Source organism: Streptomyces sp. NPDC007991, assembly GCF_042958445.1.
Taxonomy (GTDB): domain Bacteria; phylum Actinomycetota; class Actinomycetes; order Streptomycetales; family Streptomycetaceae; genus Streptomyces.
In genome coordinates this window covers 217,898-238,900 of the sequence record NZ_JBIBJD010000005.1, presented here as the reverse complement: position 1 = coordinate 238,900, position 21,003 = coordinate 217,898, and the positions used below count along the sequence as shown (strand labels likewise).

Annotated in this window: 19 protein-coding genes; 5 read left to right on the top strand and 14 right to left on the bottom strand. The window is 73.0% G+C overall.

Features of this window, described 5'->3' with window-relative positions; genetic code table 11:
* Nucleotides 1-8: 8 nt before the first annotated feature.
* Genes ACFZDA_RS15695 through ACFZDA_RS15685 form a run of 3 tightly spaced genes read left to right on the top strand, consistent with a single transcriptional unit; the run spans nt 9 to nt 2,649 of the window.
* On the top strand, nt 9-929 hold the full coding sequence (locus ACFZDA_RS15695) for a metal ABC transporter solute-binding protein, Zn/Mn family (RefSeq protein WP_391080723.1): 921 nt from the start codon (nt 9-11) through the stop codon (nt 927-929).
* Nucleotides 926-1,774 (top strand): ATP-binding cassette domain-containing protein, encoded by an 849-nt coding sequence (locus tag ACFZDA_RS15690; RefSeq protein WP_391080719.1) that lies wholly within the window; start codon nt 926-928, stop codon nt 1,772-1,774. The genes ACFZDA_RS15695 and ACFZDA_RS15690 overlap by 4 nt, the downstream gene beginning before the upstream one ends.
* On the top strand, nt 1,771-2,649 hold the full coding sequence (locus ACFZDA_RS15685; RefSeq protein WP_391080716.1) for a metal ABC transporter permease: 879 nt from the start codon (nt 1,771-1,773) through the stop codon (nt 2,647-2,649). Before ACFZDA_RS15690 ends, ACFZDA_RS15685 begins: the two co-directional genes overlap by 4 nt.
* A 30-nt stretch (nt 2,650-2,679) precedes the next feature.
* On the opposite strand, the gene ACFZDA_RS15680 is transcribed toward ACFZDA_RS15685, so the two are convergent.
* Genes ACFZDA_RS15680 through ACFZDA_RS15665 form a run of 4 tightly spaced genes read right to left on the bottom strand, consistent with a single transcriptional unit; the run spans nt 2,680 to nt 8,186 of the window.
* On the bottom strand, nt 2,680-4,377 hold the full coding sequence (locus tag ACFZDA_RS15680; RefSeq protein ID WP_391080713.1) for an amidohydrolase family protein: 1,698 nt from the start codon (nt 4,375-4,377) through the stop codon (nt 2,680-2,682).
* A 40-nt stretch (nt 4,378-4,417) separates the two neighbouring features.
* Nucleotides 4,418-5,401 (bottom strand): ABC transporter permease, encoded by a 984-nt coding sequence (locus ACFZDA_RS15675; RefSeq protein WP_391080710.1) that lies wholly within the window; start codon nt 5,399-5,401, stop codon nt 4,418-4,420.
* Complete coding sequence (locus tag ACFZDA_RS15670) at nt 5,398-7,164, bottom strand: ATP-binding cassette domain-containing protein (protein ID WP_391080707.1); 1,767 nt, start codon at nt 7,162-7,164, stop codon at nt 5,398-5,400. The genes ACFZDA_RS15675 and ACFZDA_RS15670 overlap by 4 nt, the downstream gene beginning before the upstream one ends.
* An 11-nt stretch (nt 7,165-7,175) precedes the next feature.
* Nucleotides 7,176-8,186, bottom strand: coding sequence for a substrate-binding domain-containing protein (locus ACFZDA_RS15665; protein ID WP_391080704.1), 1,011 nt, complete (start codon nt 8,184-8,186; stop codon nt 7,176-7,178).
* 230 nt (nt 8,187-8,416) lie between these two features.
* On the opposite strand from ACFZDA_RS15665, the gene ACFZDA_RS15660 reads away from it, so the two are divergent.
* Nucleotides 8,417-9,448, top strand: coding sequence for a LuxR C-terminal-related transcriptional regulator (locus ACFZDA_RS15660; protein ID WP_391080701.1), 1,032 nt, complete (start codon nt 8,417-8,419; stop codon nt 9,446-9,448).
* 72 nt (nt 9,449-9,520) lie between these two features.
* Here ACFZDA_RS15660 and ACFZDA_RS15655 read toward each other — a convergent pair whose 3' ends face one another.
* On the bottom strand, nt 9,521-10,462 hold the full coding sequence (locus ACFZDA_RS15655; protein WP_391080697.1) for a TIGR03619 family F420-dependent LLM class oxidoreductase: 942 nt from the start codon (nt 10,460-10,462) through the stop codon (nt 9,521-9,523).
* Between the two features lie 104 nt (nt 10,463-10,566).
* On the opposite strand from ACFZDA_RS15655, the gene ACFZDA_RS15650 reads away from it, so the two are divergent.
* Nucleotides 10,567-11,139, top strand: a complete 573-nt coding sequence (locus ACFZDA_RS15650; RefSeq protein WP_391080694.1) for a MarR family transcriptional regulator — start codon at nt 10,567-10,569, stop codon at nt 11,137-11,139.
* 14 nt (nt 11,140-11,153) lie between these two features.
* On the opposite strand, the gene ACFZDA_RS15645 is transcribed toward ACFZDA_RS15650, so the two are convergent.
* From ACFZDA_RS15645 to ACFZDA_RS15605, 9 genes are all read right to left on the bottom strand, one after another.
* Nucleotides 11,154-11,846 (bottom strand): gamma-glutamyl-gamma-aminobutyrate hydrolase family protein, encoded by a 693-nt coding sequence (locus ACFZDA_RS15645; RefSeq protein WP_391080690.1) that lies wholly within the window; start codon nt 11,844-11,846, stop codon nt 11,154-11,156.
* Nucleotides 11,843-13,333: an aldehyde dehydrogenase family protein gene (locus ACFZDA_RS15640; protein WP_391080687.1), complete on the bottom strand. Its 1,491-nt coding sequence runs from the start codon at nt 13,331-13,333 to the stop codon at nt 11,843-11,845. The genes ACFZDA_RS15645 and ACFZDA_RS15640 overlap by 4 nt, the downstream gene beginning before the upstream one ends.
* 63 nt (nt 13,334-13,396) lie before the next feature.
* Nucleotides 13,397-14,857, bottom strand: a complete 1,461-nt coding sequence (locus tag ACFZDA_RS15635) for an amino acid permease (RefSeq protein ID WP_391080685.1) — start codon at nt 14,855-14,857, stop codon at nt 13,397-13,399.
* Between the two features lie 158 nt (nt 14,858-15,015).
* Nucleotides 15,016-15,618, bottom strand: coding sequence for a TetR family transcriptional regulator (locus ACFZDA_RS15630; RefSeq protein WP_391080682.1), 603 nt, complete (start codon nt 15,616-15,618; stop codon nt 15,016-15,018).
* A 55-nt stretch (nt 15,619-15,673) separates the two neighbouring features.
* On the bottom strand, nt 15,674-16,519 hold the full coding sequence (locus ACFZDA_RS15625) for a fumarylacetoacetate hydrolase family protein (RefSeq protein ID WP_391080679.1): 846 nt from the start codon (nt 16,517-16,519) through the stop codon (nt 15,674-15,676).
* Nucleotides 16,512-17,432, bottom strand: coding sequence for a 3,4-dihydroxyphenylacetate 2,3-dioxygenase (locus ACFZDA_RS15620; RefSeq protein WP_391080676.1), 921 nt, complete (start codon nt 17,430-17,432; stop codon nt 16,512-16,514). The genes ACFZDA_RS15625 and ACFZDA_RS15620 overlap by 8 nt, the downstream gene beginning before the upstream one ends.
* Complete coding sequence (locus tag ACFZDA_RS15615; RefSeq protein WP_391080674.1) at nt 17,425-18,885, bottom strand: aldehyde dehydrogenase family protein; 1,461 nt, start codon at nt 18,883-18,885, stop codon at nt 17,425-17,427. Before ACFZDA_RS15615 ends, ACFZDA_RS15620 begins: the two co-directional genes overlap by 8 nt.
* Nucleotides 18,886-18,984: 99 nt before the next feature.
* Complete coding sequence (locus ACFZDA_RS15610) at nt 18,985-19,794, bottom strand: acetoacetate decarboxylase family protein (protein ID WP_391080671.1); 810 nt, start codon at nt 19,792-19,794, stop codon at nt 18,985-18,987.
* 11 nt (nt 19,795-19,805) lie between these two features.
* Entirely contained in the window at nt 19,806-21,002 is a 1,197-nt protein-coding gene (locus ACFZDA_RS15605; protein ID WP_391080669.1) for an FAD-dependent oxidoreductase, read from the bottom strand.
* Nucleotide 21,003 lies beyond the last annotated feature (1 nt).

Genomic DNA, 21,003 nt, shown 5'->3' with positions numbered 1-21,003 from the left:
GAGGAGCCATGCCCCTGTCCACGTCCCGCCGCCTGGCGCTGCTGACCAGCGCGTCACTGGCCCTTCTCGCGGGCTGCGGCAGCTCGTCGGACTCCTCCGACGCCAACAGCGCCTCGGCCAAGGTGCCCGTGGTCGCCTCCACGAACGTCTACGGCGACATCGTGCGCGGCATCGGCGCCGACAAGGTCGACATCACCTCGGTCATCAGCGACCCCGACCAGGACCCGCACTCCTACGAGGCCGACACCCACAACCAGCTGGCCCTGTCCAAGGCGAAGGTCGTCGTCGAGAACGGCGGCGGCTACGACGACTTCGTCGACCGCATGCTCAGAAGCGGCCACAACGACTCCGCCCAGGTGATCAACGCCGTGCGGGTCTCCGGCAAGACCGCGCCGCAGGGCGGCGAGCTGAACGAGCACGTCTGGTACGACTTCCCCACCGTCGCCCGCGTCGCCGACCGCATATCCGCGGCCCTCGCCAAGGCCGACCCTGCCGACGCGGCCGCCTTCCGGGAGAACGCCACCGCTTTCAAGGCGGGACTCGGCCCGCTGGAGGCCAGGGAGGCTCAGATCAAGAAGGAGCACGGCGGTGAGGGCGTGGCCATCACCGAGCCCGTGCCGCTGTACATGACCGAGGCGAGCGGGCTGGTCGACAGGACACCGGCGGCGTTCAGCGAGGCGATCGAGGAAGGCGACGACGTCTCCCCGCGGATCCTGAAGGAGAGCCTGGCCCTGTTCAGCGGCAGGAAGGTCGAGGCACTCGTCTGCAACGAGCAGACCTCCGGCCCGCAGACCGAGAAGGCGAAGGCGGCGGCCAAGGCGGCCGGCATCCCCGTCGTGCCCGTCACCGAGACCCTGCCGAAAGGCAAGGACTACCTCGGCTGGATGACCTCCAACGTCGACGCGCTCGCGAGCGCGCTGGCCAGGTGACCGCCGTGTCCGGGCAGGACGGCACTGCCGTCGTCCGGCTGCGCGGCGCGGCCCTGTCCTACGGCGATCGCACGGTGTGGAGCGGCCTCGACCTCGACGTACGCCCCGGGGAGTTCCTGGCCGTGCTGGGGCCGAACGGAGCGGGCAAGACCAGCTTCGTACGGGCGCTGCTGGGCCGCCGTCCGCTGTCCGCCGGAACGCTGACCGTCCTCGGCCGGCCCGCTCGCGACGCCGCCCGGCACATCGGCTACGTCCCGCAGCAGGCGGCGCTGTCCGCACAGGCCATGCTGCGCGCCCGGGATCTCGTGCGGTTCGGCATCGACGGGCACCGCTTCGGGCCGCGCCTGCGCACCGGCGCGGTCCGCCGCCGGGTGGACGAGATCCTCGAGTCGGTGGGGGCCGCGGCCTACGCCGACGTCCCGCTCGGCATGCTGTCCGGCGGCGAGCGGCAACGCGTGCGCATCGGGCAGGCCCTGGCGACCGATCCGCGGATCCTGCTGTGCGACGAGCCGCTGCTGTCGCTCGACCTGAACCACCAGCGGGCCGTCACCGACCTGATCGACGCCCGGCGCCGCTCGCACGGCACGGCGGTGGTCTTCGTGACGCACGAGATCAACCCGGTGCTGGGGATGGTCGACCGGGTGCTGTACCTGGCCCCCGGCGGCCACCGCGTGGGCACCCCGGACGAGGTCCTGACCTCCGAGTCGCTGTCCCGGCTCTACCGCACGCAGGTCGACGTGGTGCGCGTACGGGGGCGGGTCGTCGTCGCCGGGGCCCCCGACGAGCCGGCGGCGCCGCAGCACCATCCCGGGCAGGTTCACGAGACGGACGGAGTGCGCGCATGACGCTCGCCGGCGGGGTCTGGCAGCAGATCTTCGACTTCACGGACTACGGCGAACTCCTGGGCCTGGTCCGCAACTCCCTCATCGCGGGCGTGGCACTCGGTCTCGTGGGCGGGCTGGCCGGGGTCTTCGTCCTGATGCGGGACCTGCCGTTCGCGGTGCACGGCATCAGCGAACTGTCCTTCGCGGGCGCGTCGGCCGCGCTGCTGCTGGGCGCGAACATCGTGGCGGGCTCGATCGCCGGTTCGCTCCTCGCGGCCGGCGCCATCGGGGTGCTGGGGACACGGGCCCGGGACCGCAACTCGGTGATCGGCATCATCATGCCGTTCGGGCTCGGTCTCGGGGTGCTGTTCCTCGCCCTTTACAAGGGCCGGGCGGCCAGCAAGTTCGGGCTGCTCACCGGCCAGATCGTCGCCGTGGACACCCCGCAGATGTCGTGGCTGCTGGGCACGTCGGTGCTGGTGCTGATCGCCCTGGCGGTCATGTGGCGCCCGCTCGCTTTCGCCAGCACGGACCCGGATGTGGCCCAGGCCCGCGGGGTGCCGGTGCGTGCGCTGTCCTTCGCGTTCATGCTGGTGCTCGGGCTCGCGGTCGCCCTGTCGGTGCAGGTCGTCGGCGCGCTGCTGGTACTCACGCTGGTCGTCACCCCGGCCGCGGCCGCCGCCCGCGTCACCGCCTCGCCGGTGCTGCTGCCCGTGCTGAGCGTGCTGTTCGCCGTGGCCTCGATCGAGGGCGGCATCCTGCTCGCGCTGGGCAGCAGCGTTCCCATCAGCCCGTACGTCACGACGATCTCGTTCGGTGTCTACGCGGTGTGCCGGGTGGCCGGGAGGTACCGGACCTGGCGGTGGGGATCGCGGCGGACGGCTGGGGCGGCGTGAGGTGGTGATCGCTCCTGCGCCCGACCCGGCTCAGCGTTCGAAGACCACCTGCCCGTCGAACACCGTGAGATCCACCCGGACCTCGGTGATGTCGTGGGGGTCGAGGCCCAGCAGTGGCCGGTCCAGGACGCACAGGTCGGCGGCCCTGCCCGGCTCGACGGTGCCCTTCCAGTCGTCGGCGAAGTCCTGCCAGGCCGGGGTGGCCGTGTAGGCGCGCAGGGCCTCGGCGAGCGGCACGCACTGTTCGGGGCCGCTGGGCCGGCCGCTGGCCTTGGACTCACGCAGCATCATCGAGGCCACGCCCTGGCGCCAGTCGGGCTCGGTGATCGGCGCGTCCGAGCTGGCGCAGACCCGTACCCCGGCGTCGAGCGCGGAGCGCACCGGCCACTGGTAGGCGGAGCGTTCGGGGCCCACGACCTCGTCCATCAGGTCGGAGATGGTCCACTTGATGGCGGGGTTCATGTTGACGCCGTAGCCGTGCGCGGCGAGCTTCACCAGGCTGCCGGGGCTGATGAAGTCGCCGTGGATGACGTAGTGCCGGGCGTCGGGGCGGGGCGCGGCCGTGTTCGCGGCGACGAAGGCGTCCACCACCGTGTCGATGGCGCGGTCGCCGGTGACGTGCACGCCGAGCTGGAACCCGGCCTCGTGGGCGACCCGGATCATCTCGCGCAGTTCGCCGGCCTGGAGCGCCGGGGTGTCGCCGTGGACGCACAGGGCGCCGTGACCGCCCTGCGGGTAGGGCTCGTTCATCCATGCCGTGCGGTTGGGCGGCACCCCGTCGCCGAAGATCTTGACGCCGATGGCCCGCAGCAGCCGGGGGTCGGCGGACTCGGGGCGGCGCAGTTCGGCCAGTCCCTCGCGGACGTCGGCGGCGGAGCCGCCCATGGGGGCGGGCAGCAGCAGGACGCTGACGCGCGCCCGGAGTTCGCCGCTCGCCGCGAGGTCCGCGTACGCGGTCCAGTTGTCGGTGCTCAGGCCGCCGAAGAGGGTGCCGGAGCCGCCGGGCCCGAGGCCGGGCTCGGTGTAGCTGGTGATGCCGCGGGTGTGCAGTTCGCGGATCACGTTCTGGATGGCCTGCCGGCGCTGGGCGGGGGTGGGGGCGGGCAGGGCGGCCTGGACGAGCCGCCCGGCGGCCTCGCGCAGGATGCCGGTCGGCCGGCCGTCGGGGTCGTGGTCGATGACGCCGCCGGGCGGGGGTGTGGTGTCCGCGTCGATGCGGCAGCGGCGCAGTGCCTCGGAGTTGGCCCACACCATGTGCGAGGAGAAGTCGGTCAGGCAGACCGGGTGGTCCGGCGCCACCGCGTCCAGGTCCCGGCGGTGCGGGAAACGGCCCGGGTCGGCCAGGCACTCGGCGAGGTAACCGGGGTCCCATCCCAGGCCGACGATCCACGTTCCGTCCGGTGCGTCGCGTGCGGCCCGGGCCACGGCCGCGGCGATGTCGGCGAGGGACCCCACGGCCGGATGGCCGACGTCGATGGCGAACGGCGGTTTGGTCATCCCGTAGGCGGCTGCGTGCAGATGCGAGTCGTTGATGCCGGGGAGCACGGTCCGACCGCCCAGTTCGACGATCCGGGTGCGGGGCCCGGCCAGGGCGCGCATCTCGGCGTCGCTGCCGACGGCCAGGATGTCCCGGCCGCGTACGGCGACGCCTTCGGCGACGCTGAAGTCCGCGTCGGCGGTGAGGACCTGGCCGCCGGTCAGGACGAGGGTCGGGGCGGTGTCGCTCACGGTGACCTCTTTCTGTCTCAGGGGGATCGGGGGAGGGGGATCAGCGCCCGGTGCGAGGCGCGACGTAGGCCAGGGCCGCGCCGGCCACCAGCGCGACGCCCTGGGCCATCTGCTGCCAGAACGTCGGCACGTTCAGCAGGGTCAGGCCGTTTTGCAGGCCGCCGAGAAACAGCACGCCGAGCAGGACGCCGAGGATCGAGCCGGAGCCGCCGGTGAGGGCGACTCCGCCGACCAGAACGGCGGTGAGCACGGCCAGCTCGAAACCGGCTCCCGAGGTTCCGGCCACCACGCTGTCCAGGACCGACGCCTTGACGACACCGGCCAGGGCGGCCGCCACGCCGGTGACGACGAACAGCGCGAAGGGGGTGCGGCGGACCTGGATGCCGGAGAGGTGGGCGGCCTCCCGGTTCACGCCGATGGCGAAGACGTGCCGTCCGGCCGGGGTGAACGCGAGGAACAGCGCACCCGCCGCCAGCACGACCGCCGCTATGACGACCGGCGCCGCGATCCCGGCGATCCGCGCCCCGCCGATCCAGGCGAACCCGGAACCGAAACCGCTGAGCGGCAGCGGGAACAACTGCTGCGCCAGCCCGCGTACGGCGGTCAGCATGCCGAGGGTGACGATGAACGCGGACAGGCCGAAGTAGCAGCACAGCACGCCGTTCACGGCGCCGACCACCGCCCCTGCGGCGAGCGCCCCGAGCAGGGCCACGGCGGGCGGCTGGTGGTGCTGCCCGGCCAGCCAGCCGGCGACGAGACCGCCGAGGGCGAGCGTGGAGCCGACCGACAGGTCGAGGTATCCGCTGATGACGAGGAGGGCCAGCGGGACGGCGACGATGGCGAGGGTGGCGGCGTCGGTGGCGATGCCGCCGAGGTTGGCCGGGTCGAGGAAGCTGCCCGTGGTCAGCTGGAAGACCAGCACCATCGCGACGAGGACGGGAAGGAGCGGGTTGCGGCGTACGGTGCTCAGCCCGCCCGTGGCGAGCAGACGCGGGCGGGTGAGGACGCGGTCGGCGGTGGTCATGCTGCTCCTTCGGCGGGCAGGGGGTCGGGATCGGCGTCGTGGACCGCCGAGAGCAGGGCCTGTTCGGTGAGTCCGGTGCCGGAGAGTTCGCCGACGATCCGTCCGTGGGCGACGATCAGGCAGCGGTCGGCGAGCGCCACGATCTCCTCCGGGTCGCCGGAGGCGAACAGCACGGCGGTGCCGCGCTCGGCGGCGAGCCCGGACACCACCCGGTAGATCTCCTGACGGGCCCCCACGTCGACGCCCTGGGTCGGCTCGTCCAGCAGCAGCACGTCCACGTGCCGGGCCGCGTTGATCCACCGGCCCAGGACGAGCTTTTGCTGGTTGCCGCCGGAGAACGCGCTCGCCGGCAGCCCGGGCCGGGCCGGGCGCAGCCCGATCGCCGTGGCCAGTGCGTCGAACACCCGCCGTTCGGCGCCCAACGCCCGTACGTGGTACCGGGCCAGGGTCCCGACGGCCGGAAGCAGCGCGTTGTCCCGCGCGGACAGTGACGGGAACAGGCCCTGTGCGCGCCGGTCCGCCGGTACGAGCGCGATGCCGGCGCCGAGCGCGTCGGCGGGCCGGGCGGGGCTGACGGTGCGTTCGCCGACGCGGATGGTTCCGGCGGTGGCCCTGCGCCGGCCGTAGAGCGTCTCCAGGATGCGGGTGCGGCCGGAGCCGATGAGCCCGAACAGGCCTACGCGTTCCCCCTCGGCGACGGTGAGGCCGACGGGGCCGAAGCCGGGGCCGCGCAGGGCTTCGACGACCAGGCCGGGCGCGGTCGGCGTGTGCTGCGGCCTGGGCGTCTGGGGGCCTGGCGTGTGCTCGTCCCGATCGGGAGTGCGCCCCGGCTCCTCGGCGGCCGGGCTCGGCGTGTGACGGGCGGCGTGCCCTGCCGGGCCGGGCGCGTGCGGCGGGCTTTGGGCGTCCGTGCCCGGCATGCCACGCGCCGCGTCCGGGCCGGGCGCGTAACGCGGCCTCCGGGCGTCCGGGCCGGCCCTGCGCGGCGGCTCCGGCGCGTCCGTGCCCGGGGCGCGCCGAGGCCCCTGCACGGCCTCCGTCGGCCTGCCCGCGATCGCCTCGACCAGGTCACGGCGCGTCTGTCCGGCCATCGTGGCCTGGTGGGTCACCCGGCCGTCGCGCAGGACGGTCACCGCGTCCGCGAGCCGTTCCACCTCCGACAGCAGGTGGGTGACGTAGACGATGGCGAGGCCCTGCGCGCGGAGGTCCTCGACGCGTTCGGCCAGGGCGTCGGTCTCCGCGCCGGACAGCGCCGCGGTCGGCTCGTCGAGGACCAGGACGGCGGCGCTGCGGCTGAGGGCCTTGGCGATCTCGACCAACTGCCGCTGTCCCATGGGCAGATCACCGACCCGGTCGCGCGGGGAACACCGGGCCGCGACCCGCTTCAGCAGCCCGGCCGCGACCTCTTCCTGGGCGCGCCGGTCGATGCGGCCGTAACGCGTCCACTCCTGGCCGAGGAAGATGTTCTCCGCCACGGTCAGAGCGTCGACCACGCTCAGCGTCTGGAAGATGATCGCCACGCCGGCCGCGATCGACTCGCGCGGCGTGAGACGGGTGTACGACGCGCCGCCCACCTCGATCGTGCCGGCGTCGGGCGGGTAGGCGCCGCCGAGGCACTTGATGAGGGTGGACTTGCCGGCGCCGTTGTGGCCGAGCAGGGCGTGCACCTGCCCGGCGGGCACGGTGAGGTCCACGCCGTCGAGGGCCCGGACGCCGCCGAAGGACTTGGTCAGGCCGCTGATGCGGAGGTTCGTGGTCGTCATGGCGGTGGGCCTCAGGCGTTCTGCGCGAGCAGGGCGTCGATCTCGGCGGTGTCGGCGTGCTGGACGAGCGCGACCGGCACCTGGGCGCTGGGGTTCGCCTTGCCCGCGGCGACGGCGCGCGGCACGTCGACGATGGCGGCGGCGATGTCCTTCGGGGCGAGCGCGGCGGAGGCCCGGTAGAAGGTGCCCTGCTTGACGGCGAGGAGGGAGGGCGCGGAGCCGTCCTGGCCGCCGACGAACGTCCTGGCGTCGTCGGCGGCGCGGCCCGCCTGCTGGAGGGCCTTGAAGCCGCCGTACGCGGCGGCGTCCGTGACGCCGAGGACGAGGTTGAGGTCGGGGTGCTTGGCGAGGATCGCCTTCGTCTTCGACAGGCCCGTGTCCGGGTCGATGGCCTGCTCCCGCGCCACCACGTCGACGCCGGGCGCCAGCCTGGTGAAGGCGTCGATCATGCCCTTGGTGCGTTCACGGCCCAGCTCGATGGTGCTGTCGGTGAGGAAGGCGATCTTGCCCTTGCCGCCGAGGTGCTCCTCGGCCCACTGCGCCGCGGCCTCGCCGAGCAGGGTGCCGCCCTTGCGGAAGCTGAACTGGATGTCGGCGCTCTGGTGGTGCAGGGAGCCGCCGTAGGTGACCCAGATCAGTCCCGCGTCCAGGGCCGCCTTGGCGACGGGCTCGGCGGCCTCGAAGACCATCGGGAAGGACACGATCGCCGGGACCTTGCGGGCGACCCAGGTGGTGAGGTTGCTCGCCTGGGTGTCGGCGCTGGCGTTGTCGCTGGTCGTGAGCAGCGAGATGCCGTGCTTCTTGGCCTGGGCGGTGGAGAGCTTCACCAGCGTGGAGTAGAGCGGGAGCTGGGTGAAGGGGTAGTCGAGTCCGATCTTCGTCAGGCGGGTGCCGCCGGAGGGTGAGGGCTTGGCCGAGGCGGCCGTGTTCTCCGGTGCCGAGCAGCCGGCGGCGGCCAGGGCGGTGGCGGCGGAGAGGGTGAGGAAGTGCCTGCGTGAGGGTGTGGACGGGGGTGATGTCATGGCGGGGCTCTCCGAGGGGCGGGCCCGGCTGGAGCGGGCGTCCGGGTGTGCCGAACAGGAAAGCCCCGCCGGGCCCGCCGCACCATCCGTACAAATACCGACTGCCCACGACGGCCGGCGGATCATGGACCCCTCGCTCGGCACAAGGGCGAACACCTTGCCGGACCCGGAGCGACCCACTACCGTTAGGGCCCAAACGACCTCGTGCCCGAGCCGTCCGGAGGCTCGTCATGCCCAGTCACCACCAGATCGCGGCAGCAGCACGCATCGGCATGCTCACCCGCGAGCGCGACACCACGTCGGCTTCCGCCGAGGCCCTGGGCGAACTCGCCCGCGCCCTGCCGCTGGACGCGGCGACCCTGCTCACGATCGACCCGCTGACCGGCTCCCACGTCCAGGTCGCGAGCATCGGCTACACCGCCGCGGCCTCGCAGGCCCTGGCCGGGGAGTTCGTCGCGACGCCGTGGTACCGCAATGTCGTACGGCGGGAGCTGCCACCGTCCATCTCCGAGGACGCGGAGGACACCGACGGCTCCGGGCCGCGCTTCCGGCACGGCTGGTTCTACGCCGAGCGGGTCCGCCCGGCCGGTTTCCGGGACGGTGTCACGGGAGCGCTGCGGCACCGGGGCCGGCTGGTGGGCCTGGTCCACCTCTCCACCGAGAGTGCGGACGCCTACGACACCGACGCCCGTCGGCTCCTCGCCTCCGTGATGCCCGCCCTCGCCGCGCTCGCCGACCCGTTGGCCCACGCCGGCGACCTGCACGGCCTGGCGGCGGAGGATGCGGCGAGCCTGGTCACGGGCGACGGCGGGGTGATCGACCTGCCGGGCCGGGACCGGCCGCGGGTGCTGCGGGAGCCAGGCGGGTTCCGCGCGCTGCTCGACGCCTTCACCGGCACGGGCGGCCGGCGCCTGCGCCTGCTGTGGCCGGCCGGCGGCGGCTGGCAGCGGGTCGTCCTGCACCGGCACCCGGCCGGACCCGGCCTCGCGTCCGAGGCGGTGCTGGTGCACGAGACGCCCACGGAACTGCCGTACGGGCTGAGCCCCCGGGAGCTGGACGTGCTCACCCGGGCGGCCACGGGCCAGACCAACCAGGCCATCGCGCAGGCCCTGTTCCTGTCTCCCCGGACGGTGCACAGCCATGTCGGGCATCTGCTGCGCAAGACCGGATGCGCCTCCCGTGCGCAGGCGACCGCGCTCGCGGTCCGGGACGGGCTGCTGCGGCCGGACCCGGATCACCTCGGGCGGTTCGTCGAGCGGTGATCCGGGCCGTGGCGGACAGTCCGGGCCGTGGCGGACAGTCCGGGCCGTGGCGGACAGTCCGGGCCGTGGCGGTCAGGACGTCAGGTTCGCCACGCGCCGCATGACCTCCCGGCAGAACTCCCCCACCCCGTCGGGGTCGTCGATGAACTGGTTCGGCTTGACGCAGAACGTGGTGAAGCCCTGCTCCAGTTGCTCGGGGATGACGCAGAGCGCGGCACCGAGGTCGGCCGGTGAACGGTCGTCGGGGAAGACGGCCCGGGTGCCGCCGATCATCTCCAGGTCGGCGACGTCCCGTCCGGCGGCGGTCATCGCCTCCTTGAGCGCCTGGAGGTCCTCGGCTGTGGGCCGGCCGAGGGGGTGGAAGCCGTGGCCGTACCGCACGAGGCGGCGCAGGACGGGCCCGTGCAGCCGCTGTCCGCCGAACCAGAGCCGGGGGCCGTCCGGGTGGTGCGCCTTGGGCTCGAAGTAGACGTCCTGGAAGGGGTAGTGCGGTCCGTCGTGGGAGAGCGGCGACGGGCCCCAGGCCTTCGCCCAGATCTCCAGGTGCTCGTCGAGGAGCCGCCCGCGCCGGGCGAAGGGCACGCCGAGGGCGTCGTACTCGTCCTTGCTCCAGCTGACCGTGGGCTGCACGACGAGACGCCCCTGGCTGAGGAGGTCGAGAGTGCCGAGCTCGCGGGCGAGGAGCAGGGGGTGGCGCAGCGGGGCGAGGACGGCCGCGGCGGCCAGGCGCAGCCGGGAGGTGACGGAGGCGATGGCGGCGAGCAGCAGCAGGGAGTTGGGCCAGGGGGTGTACGGGTCCTGGTTGCCCGGGAGGGCGTAGTCGCGCGGGTTGCCCATGATGCCGGCGGCGGCCGCGTCGGGGCCGAGGACGATGTGCTCGCTGACCATGACGGCGTCAAAGCCGGCGTCCTCGGCCTCGCGGGCCCAGCGGACGGCGGCGGGCAGGTCGGCCCGGCCGCCGGTCAGCGTCCAGTTCTCGCTGAGGACGAGGAGCATGCGGGGAGGGGTGGGCATGTGGGGTTTACCTTTCGTCTCCGTACAATTTGAGTCCGAACGACCGGACGGCGAGGACGCGCCGCCCGGGTGTGACGCCTCGCGACCAGACGAAGGAGCCGCCCGTGCCGGGCCACCGATCCATCACCGAGGCCGAGAAGCTCGCAGCGGCGAAGCTCGGCGGTGTTCCGATCCGCCGGGAGCAGATGGCGGCGGTGGCGAACATCTACCGGGCCGCGTCCGCCGTGCGGCAGCACCTGGAGAACTCGGTGTTGCGCGGTTCGGACCTGACCTGGACGGCCTTCGTGGTGCTGTGGGTGGTCTGGGTGTGGGGCGAGTCGGAGACCCGGCACGTGGCGGAGGAGGCGGGGATCTCCAAGGGCACGCTGACGGGTGTGGCGCGCACGCTGGAGTCGCGGGGGCTGTTGCGGCGGACGGCCCATCCGAGCGACGGGCGGCTGGTGCTGCTGAGCCTCACCGAGGAGGGCGACGCGTTCATGCAGCGGGTCTTTCCGGCGTTCAACGAGGAGGAGGCGTTCGTGACGGCCCGGCTCAGCGACGCCGAGTGCCGCAGCCTCGCCGAGGGGCTGCGCAGTGTGGTGCTCCAGGTCGAGGAGCGGGGTGAGGAACGGCGCCGGTCCCTGCTGGGCGGCGCCGAGCCCGCGCCCCGGCGCAGCGGGCGGCGGCCCCGGGCCTGACTCCCCGCCGCGGCTCATCGGGCCGCGGCTCGCACGAGTGCGTCGAACAGGCCCTGCTGGGCGGGGTCCTCGTGGGCGGTGTCCTCCGGGTGCCACTGGACGGCGGTGAACCAGCCCCTGGCACCCGGGAGTTCGAGGGCCTCGACGGTACCGCCCGCCGCCCGGGCCGTGACACGCAGGCCCGCGCCCAGGTGGTCGACGCGCTGGTGGTGATAGCAGGAGGCGTCGGTCTTCTCGACGCCGGCGGCCCGGGCGACGACCGAGCCGGGTTCCAGGGTGACGGGGTGCACGAGGTGCCGGTGATCGCGTTCGGGCCCGCCCATGTCCTGCTCCAGCGTGCCGCCGAGGGCCACGTTGACGGCCTGGAGGCCGCGGCAGACCGCGAGCAGGGGCAGGCCCGACTCCAGGGCGTGGCGGGCGACGTCGAGGTCGAAGGCGTCCTGGAGGGGGTCGACGTCGTAGACCGTGTCGTGCGTTTCGGTGGCGCCGTAGCGGGAGGGGGCGAGGTCGCCGCCGCCGGGGAGCAGGACGCCGTCGAAGCGGGCGAGCCGGGCGGCGGTTCCCGTGTCCGCGGGGTGGATGCTCGCCGGTTCGCCGCCGGCCCGCCAGACAGCCTCGATCAGGGCGCGGGCGTTGACCTCGGCGGCGTGGCGGAGGGCGGAGGTCCGCGCGGAGAACCGGGCGGGTATCGCGATCAGCGGCCTCACAGCTGGATCCACGTGGTCTTGAGCTCGGTGTACTTCTCCAGCGCGTGGACGGACTTGTCGCGCCCGTTGCCGGACTGCTTCATGCCGCCGAAGGGCACGGTCAGGTCGCCCTCCTCGTAGCAGTTCACCCAGACCGTCCCGGCCTTGAGTGCGCGCGAGACCCGGTGGGCGGTGGACAGGTCGGAGGTCCACAGGCCGGCGGCGAGGCCGTACTCGGTGGCGTTGGCCAGGCGGACCGCCTCGTCGAGGTCGTCGAAGGCGAGCACGGACAGGACGGGACCGAAGATCTCCTCGCGGGCCAGGCGCGAGCGGGGGTCCACGCGGTCGAAGACGGTCGGCTCCAGATACGTCCCGCCCGTCTCGGCGAGCAGGCGCTCGCCGCCGGTGCGCAGCCGGGCGCCCTCGTCGACGCCGTGCCGGACGTGGTCGCGTACGCGGTCCAGGTGTGCCCGGCCGGCCAGCGCGCCCATCTCCGTCTCCGGGTCGAGCGGGTCGCCCACCCTCAGCTCGCGGGCCCGCCGGACCACGGCCTCGGTGACGCGCTCGGCGATCGAGGCGTGCACGAGAAGCCGTGAGGGGGCCGTGCACATCTCGCCCTGGTTGAAGAAGATGCCCCAGGCGGCCGTGGCGGCGGCCCGGTCCAGGTCGGGGGCGTCAGGCAGGACGATGTTGGGCGACTTGCCGCCGAGTTCCAGCCAGACGCGCTTGAGGTTGGAGTCGGCGGCGTAGCGCAGGAAGTGGCGGCCGACGGCGGTGGAGCCGGTGAACGCCAGGACGTCGACGTCGGGGTGAAGGCCGAGGGCCCGGCCCGCGGCGGGGCCGTCGCCGGTGACGACGTTGAGCACGCCGGGCGGGATTCCGGCCTCGGTGGCGAGGCGGCCGAGGAGCAGGGCGGAGAGGGGGGAGTTCTCCGAGGGCTTGAGGACGGCGGTGCATCCGGCGGCCAGTGCCGGGGCGATCTTCCAGCCGGCCAGGGTCAGCGGGAAGTTCCAGGGGACGACCGCCCCGACCACGCCGGCGGGTTCCCGGGTGACCAGGGCGAGGGCGTCCGGGGCGGTGTGCGGGGCGGTGTCGGTGAGCTTGTCCGCGAGCTGCCCGTACCAGCGGAAGGTGCTGATGACGGCGCGCAGTTCGATGTCGTGGGCGTCCGTGATCGATTTGCCCATCTCCAGGCTCACGGTCAGCGCCAGTTCCTCGCGCCGCTCTTCGAGCAGGCCGGCGAGGCGGAGCAGGGCCCGGCCGCGCTCGGCCGGTGCCAGGCGCGGCCACGGGCCGGTGTCGAAGGCCCGCCGGGCGGCGGCGACGGCCGCGTCCACCTCGGCGGTGCCCGCGTCCGGGACTTCGGCGAGGACCCGGCCGTCACGCGGTGACACGACCGGGAACGTCGCCCCGCTCCCGGGCTCGTCGGCGCCGGCGATGTGGTGGGCGCCGGAGAGCTGGAACGCCTTGGCGCGGCGCAGCCACTCGTCGTGGGTGACGGCCGGCATGGAGGACCTCCTTTGAACTCAAACGATATGGGCGTGACGGTCCGCGGACCACGACGAGCGCGGTCAGCCTTCGGCGGCCGCGACGGCCCTCCCCCGCACCCGTGCGGCGACGACGCCCAGCGCCATGACCACCGGGACAGACAGTGAGAGCCATACGGCTGTGCCGCGTTCGCCGCCGATGAGGGTGGTGAAGTTGGCCAGGATGAGCCAGATCGCCCCCGCGATGCCGAGCGCGCCCAGGGCGGGAGCGATCAGCGTGTTCCAGGGGCGGGCGTCGAGGCGCTCGCGGCGGAAGAAGACGACGACGGACACCGAGGTCAGCAGGTACAGCAACATCATCGCCAGGACGGCGACCCCGCTGAACCAGGAGAACAGCGTCAGCACCGGGTCCTTGCCCGCCAGCGCGAAGGGCGTCACCAGCAGCACGGCCAGGACCGTCTGGACGCATCCGGCCGCCCAGGGCGCGTGCCGGCGGTTCAGCCCGCACAGCCGGCGCGGCAGCAGCCGGTCGCGGCCGAGGGAGAACAGGTAGCGGTTGGCCGAGTTGTGGAAGGTGAGGATGCCGGCGAAGAGGGACGTGGCGAGCAGGACCGGCAGCACGTCGCCGACCCAGCCGCCGAAGTCGGCCGCGATGGGCGCGAACACGAAGCCGGCCCCGTCACCGCTCTCCAGGGCCTTGCCCGCTGCCGCGGTGGCCTGGGACGCGCCGTAGGAGGAGATGAGCATCCAGGAGACCAGGGCGAAGAAGCCGGTGACCACGACGACCGCGAGATAGGTGGCCCTCGGCACGGTCTTCCTGGGCTCGCGGGCCTCCTCGCCGTAGATGGCGGTGGCCTCGAAGCCGAACATGGACGCCACGGCGAACATCACGGCCACGCCGGGCGCGCCGTCCAGGGCGGCGGACGGGGAGAAGCTGCCGGCGAGGCCGAGTCCCTCGGGTCCGCCGCCCTTGACGAGGGTGACCAGGGCGAAGACCGACAGGATGCTGAACTCCGCGAGGACGAGGACGGCCAGCACCTTGGCGCCCATCTCGACGCCGGCCGCCCCGAGGGCCTGCACGACGGCCATGGTGGCCAGCGCCCAGACCCACCACGGCAGATCGAGGCCGGTGTGGCTCGCGACCAGGCCGCTCACGATGGAGCCGTAGAGGCCGTACATGGCGGCCTGGATGGTGCAGTACGCGAAGAGCGCGAGGCCCGCGCTGCCGGTGCCGGTGGTCCGGCCGAGGCCCTTGCCGATGTAGGTGTAGAAGGCGCCCGCGTCCACGACGTGGCGGCCCATGGCGACGAAGCCCACCGAGAACAGCAGGATCACCAGGCCCGCCACCAGATAGGCGGCGGGCACGCCGGGCCCGTTGCCGAGCGCCACTGCGATGGGGGCCGCGCCGGCGATGCCGGTCAGCGGGGCCTGGGCGGACAGGACGAAGAAGAGGATGCCCAGGACGCCGAGGGCGTTGGGCTTGAGCGTGCCTGCGGTGGGCGCGTCCGGGGTCGCCGTGTGCCGGGAGACCGTCTGACTGTCCACGCGGATCACCTGCCTGAGGGAGGACGGATCGTTTCAGGCCAAACGAGTTGCCTCATCGTGGGGCGGAACTATCCGTTTGGCAAGGGGTGCGGAGCGGGGAATTCCAGGGCCTCCGGCCGGAAGGTCGCGGCCGGAAGATCAGCCGGCGGCCGGGAAGATCAGGCCTCGCCGTCGCGCTTGTCGGCGAGCAGCCGCAGCACCGAGCGCAGTTCGTCGAGGGCGTCCTCGATGACCTCGCGCTCGCCGAAGACCAGCTGGTGCAGGACGAGTCCCTCCAGCGTGGCGAAGACCATCCGGGACAGGCCCTCGTCCACCGGGCCGGGCAGCATCTGGGTGAGCTCGCGCCGGGTCGCGTCGAAGTACTCGGCGTACAGCGACCGCAGGTGGGCCAGGAGCTCGGGGCGGCGCCGGGACTCCAGCAGCAGTTCGTACTGGAACGCCTGAAGGTCGGGGCCGGACTCCACCATGTCCGTCAGGCCCACCGAGAAGTCGGCGGCCTCGCCCGTGCCCGGTTCGAGGGCGCTGCTGCTCAGGGAGGACCGGATGGCGTGGGTGAGGGCCTCTTCGATCAGAGCGTCACGGGAGCCGAAGTGGTGCACGACCAGTCCGTGGGTGACACCGGCCTCCTCCGCGACCGCCCGGTAGGTGAGCCGGCGCAGCCCGCCCCGGGCCACGACCCGCACGGCGGCCTCCAGCAGTGCCTCGCGGCCCGTGCCGTAGTGCACGCGCTTGCGGGGGCGGCGGCCGGCGGGCTCGGTCATGTCCGTGACCCTACCCGGGGCGCTCCGCTCCCCCGCACGGCGGCCGGAGCCCGCGTCAGCGACGCGGTGGCCGGATGCCACGGAACTCCCAGTCGCCGCCCAGTGCGGTCGACAGCACCTCCTCCGACTCGGTGGGCTGGGCGCCCACGTCCGTACGGATGGCGGTCGGCCCGGTCACGATGTGGTTGGTGAGCCGTCCGAGCCCCTCGACCTCCACCTCCACGACGTCCCCGGGCTGGACGGGACGCGAGTTGGCCGGTGTCCCGGACAGCAGGACGTCTTGGGGGTGCAGCGTGATGGTGCGGGCGATGTCGGCGACGAGGTAGTGCATGTCCCACGTCATCTCGTCGGTCGAACCGTCCTGCGCGACCTGTCCGTTGACGTAGGTCCGCAGCCGCTTGCCGTGGAAGTCCCAGTCGGTGACCAGCCCGGGGCCGAGCGGGCAGAGGGTGTCGGAGCCCTTGACCCGGAGCATGGAGCCGGCGTCCGTGTCGCGGAAGTCGTGCAGCCCGTAGTCGTTGGCGATGGTGTAGCCGGCGATGTACTCCCCCGCCTCGGCCGGCGAGATGTTCCGCGCCGTCCTGCCGATGACGATGGCGACCTCGCCCTCGTAGTTCAGCCACTTGCAGCCCTCGGGCCGGACGATCGCGCCCTGGTGGGCGTTGAGGGCGGAGACCGGCTTGTGGAAGTAGGTCGGGGTATCGGGAAGACCGATTTGGAACTCGTCGACCCGGCTGCGGTGGTTGAGGTGAACGGCGATGACCTTGGACGGCACGGCGGGCGGCAGATGCCGCGCGTCCCCGGCCTTGACGCGGCGGCCGTCCCCGGCGACGAGCTCGTCACCGTCGACGGTGACCTGGACGGCGGCGCCGTCGAGGAGGATGCGGCGGTACTCAGGCATGGGCGGACTCCTGCGCGGGGGTGTGGTCTGCGGTCCAGCCGTCGGCCGGGCGGTCGAACCAGAGGTGGACCTGGCCGGTGCCGACGGAGTTCTCGTACTCGCCGTACTGCCGGGCCGGGGCGACGCAGCCCTGCTCGCCGAGGGCACCGGCCATCATCAGGTAGTGGAAGAACTTCGCCTCGGGCTTGTGCTTCCAGAACGCGTCCATGGTGTCGAGGACCTTGTCGTGCCGGCCCTCCTTGAACCAGGCGATGCGTTCCAGGTCCGCCTCGCGGGCCTCGGGCGTACGGATGTGCACGGGGTCACTGGCCTCGTGGTCACGCAGTTCGCGCAGCGGCCAGAAGGTGTGCGAGAGGGCGCCGGAGGCGATGAGCAGCACCCGTCGCCCGGGGGTCGCGGCGATACCGTCTGCGAGCGCCCGCCCGAGCCTGAGGTGGTCCTCCATGTCGCCGGTCTGGCAGACCCCGATGGTGATCCACCGCTTGTCGGGCAGGCCCTCGCCCAGGTACGTCCAGAGGTTGGTGGTGGCGTAGTAGATCGGTAGGTACTCGTCGTCGATCGGGGTGATCCAGGTGCCGTGCTTGTCCGCGAACTTCGCCACGTTGTGGGCGAGTTCGGGGTCGCCCGGGAAGTCGTACGGCATCCGGCACATGCCGCGCGGCAGCTCCTCGGAGGTGAAGAGCCCCGCGCGCCGCTGCTGCGCGGTCACGACGAACTCGACGGTGGTCGCCCAGTGGGAGTCGAGCACGACCACGGTGTCGTAGTCGTCCCGCTCGAAGACGTCCCTGCGGAGCTCCCGGAGCCCGGTGACGAGGGTGATCTCCTTGCCCGAGTTCAGCTCCAGCCGCTCCTCCTCGGGCAGCACGATGGTGGGTACGTGGGCGAGCAGCCCGGCCCCGACGATCTCACCCATGGTCCTTCCATCCCTTCGGTGCGGTGACGGTGTTCTTCAGGTCGCAGTAGAAGTCGAAGCTCCAGGTGCCGCCCTCACGTCCGACACCGGACTGCCGGGAGCCGCCGAAGGGCGCCTGGAGGTCGCGCACGAAGAAGCAGTTGACCCAGACGGTCCCCGCGACCAGCTGCCCGCTGACCCGTTCGGCGCGCTCCCGGTCGCCGGTGACGACGGTGGCGGCCAGCCCGAAGCGGGTGTCGTTGGCGAGCCGGACGGCCTCGTCCTCGCCGGCGAAGGTCTGGAGGGTCAGGACCGGCCCGAAGACCTCCTCCTGCACGATCTCGGAGTTCTGGGCGACGCCGGTGAGGAGCGTCGGCGCGTAGTACTGCCCGTCCTTGCGATGCCCGCCGACGACCGCCCGCGCCCCGGCCGCGACGGCCCGCCGCACGAACCCGTCGATCTTCTCCAGCTGGCGGGGGTGGATGGTGGGCCCGATGTCGGTGGCCTCGTCGCGGGGATCGCCCTGGGCGAGGGCGGACGCCTTCTCCACGAACCGCCGGGTGAACTTCTCGGCGACCGGCTCCTCGACGAGCAGCCGGGTGCCCGCGAGACACACCTGGCCGGCGTTGTCGTACTGCTCGACGGCCAGGTCTACGGCCAGGTCGAGATCGGCGTCGGCGAAGACCAGCAGCGGTGACTTGCCGCCGAGTTCGAGGCTCAGCGGGGTGAGGTTCGCGGCTGCCGAGGCGGCGATGCGCCGGGCCGTCGGCACCGAGCCGGTGAAACTGATGCGGCGCACGTCCGGATGCGAGGTGAGGGCGTCGCCGACCTCGGAGCCATGGCCCTGGACGACGTTGAGGACACCCGCGGGCAGCCCCGCCTCGGCGGCGATGTCCGCCAGCAGGGAGGCGGTCAGCGGCGACCACTCGGCGGGCTTGAGTACCACGGTGTCACCGGCGGCCAGGGCCGGGGCGACCTTCCAGGTGGCCAGCATCAGGGGCGCGTTCCACGGGGTGATCAGCACGCAGGGGCCGGCCGGGTCCCACGAGACGTGGTTCGTGTGCCCGCGCGTCTCGAAGTCCTCGTGGCCGAGAGTGAGCAACCAGTCGGCGAAGAAGCGGAAGTTGTGGGCGACGCGGGGCATCACGCCCCGCCGGTGCGACCGCAGCAGCGCACCGTTGTCGGTGGTCTCGACGATCGCCAGCTCCTCGATCCTCTTCTCGACACCGTCGGCGATGGCGTGCAGGACGCGGGCGCGTTCGCTGCGCGGGGTGGCGGCCCAGCCGGGAAATGCGTCCCGGGCGGCGGCGACGGCGGCCTCGGCCTCGGCGGGACCGCCCCGGGCGATCTCTCCCAGCACACTGCCGTCGATCGGCGAGTGGTCGGTGAAGGTACCGGCGGAGGCGACACGCCGGCCGCCGATCCAGTGCCGGGTGTCGACGGCGACGCCGGCGACGGTGATCTTGTCAAGCATGAAATGAGCTCCTTTGTTCATCAGGGGGCGGGTTCGTGCTCTCGGGGGCGCGGGGAACTGCGCGAACAACCACGACGAATCCGCACCCGCCCGCCCGCATCACTCGGCGGACGCCCCCGACCTACCGGCCTCCAGCAGCCGGCCGCCGTCCCAGACCACGCCGACCTGGCGGTAGTACGCGGCGATCGGCTCCCGGATCTCCAGGCGGGCCAGTTCCTCGGTCGGCGCCTCGAACAACTCCAACTCCGCGTCACCGACCCACGGCTGACCGCCCTCGAAGGACGCGGCCCCGGACTCGACCAGCTCGTCGAGAGCCAGTCCCGTGCCCTCGATCGACGGCAGCCACCGGTGATGCGCCATGGGATGCGCATTGACGAACCCGCCGCTCCCGGAAGGCCCCCGCAGCGTCACCACGGCCTGGGCAAGACGCCGATCCGCAGCCGCCAACGTCGCCCCGAACCGAGCCCCGGCCTCGATCCGCGGCGCAGGCCCGTAGGGATGCGGTCGCGTCTGATGAATGGAGCCCAGCTTCTTCGGATACCCCTGATGCAGCCCGCGCGCGATCGCGAAGTCCTTGTCCACCCAGATGTACACGCACCGCGAGTACGTCCGCCCCCGGTACCGGCACCGCACCACCGCGAACGCCTCCTTGTACTGGGAGCGCACCGGATCCAGCAGTTCCTCCCCCGACCCCGAGCAGGACTGCCAGTCCGCCCAGATCAGAGCGACCGCCCCCGGATCCTCCTCGGCCAACTCCAGCGGCTCGGGGAGCAGTTCACGCACCCGCGCCGGGTCGGTGCGGTACTCGACCGTCAACAGGTCACCGGAGTAACGCCAGGGCGGGGAAGGAATCAGCGACGACGCGCCCGTCGCCGTCTTGGGGTGGAAGTAACCACGAAGACCGGTCACGAGAGGGCTCCTTACGGGGTGGGGGCGGGCTGCTTCAGGAGTTCGGCGCGGTACCGGGCCGCGGCACGGACGACGGAAGACCGTCCGAGCGCGACGATGCCGACCAGACGTCCGTCGCTGTGGTAACCGACCAGCACGTCCCCGGAGGTGTCACCGTCCAGGACCCGGACATCACCGAGCCCCAGAGCGGGCGCGCCGAAGGACTGCAACCGGAAGTCGTGCTGGTCGCTCCAGAAGGTGGGCAGCGGAGCGAAGGGCGCCACGCCGGCGTCACCCCCGACCAGCACCTTCGCGGCGTGCCTGGCCGAGTCGCCCGGCACGGACCAGTGCTCGACCCGCCGCGGCACACCGTCGTAGCGGGCGTTCGGGAAGCGGGCGACATCGCCGACCGCGACGACCTCCGGTCGGCCTCCTGCCCGCAGGTGCCGATCGGTGAGGACCCCGTCGCTCAGGTCCAGCCCGTTGCCGTCCAGCCACTCGGTGTTGGGAACCGAGCCCACGGACTCCACCACCACATCGGCGGGGAGCACGGACCCGTCGCTCACCACGACACCGGTGACACGGTGGTCCCCCTCGAACCCGGTCACACCCGAACCCAGCACGAAACGGACCCCGCGCTCCTGGTGCCGCGTGAGCAGCACACGCGCGAGCGTCTCTCCGAGCGGCCCGGCCATCGGCAACGGCAGCGGATCGACGACGGTCACCTCGGCCGCACCGAGCCCGACGGCCGTCGCGGCGACCTCGCAGCCGATGAACCCGGCGCCGACCACGACCACGCGCACGCTGGGCCGGGTCAGCGCGTCGCGCAGGACCCGGGCGTCGTCGATCGTCCGGACCGTGTGGCGGCCCTCGACCGGCCCGGGGCAGCGCAGCCGCCGGGGCCGCGTCCCGGTGGCGACGACCAGACCGTCGTAGGAGAGGACCGAGCCGTCGTGGAGTTCGACGGTCCGCCCGGCGAGCCGGGCCGCGGTGACTCTCGTGCCCAGCCGCCACTCCACATCGGCCGCGACCGGCTTCGGCGTGAAGGCGAGCGAGGCGAAGGACGCCTTGCCCGCGAGGACCTCCTTGGACAGCGGGGGCCGGTTGTACGGCCGGTGCGGCTCGTCACCGATCACCGTGATGCGGCCGGCCCAGCCCGCGGCGCGGAGCTGCTCGGCGGCCCGGAGTCCGCCCAGGGAGGCGCCGGCGACGACGATGCGCCCACTCATG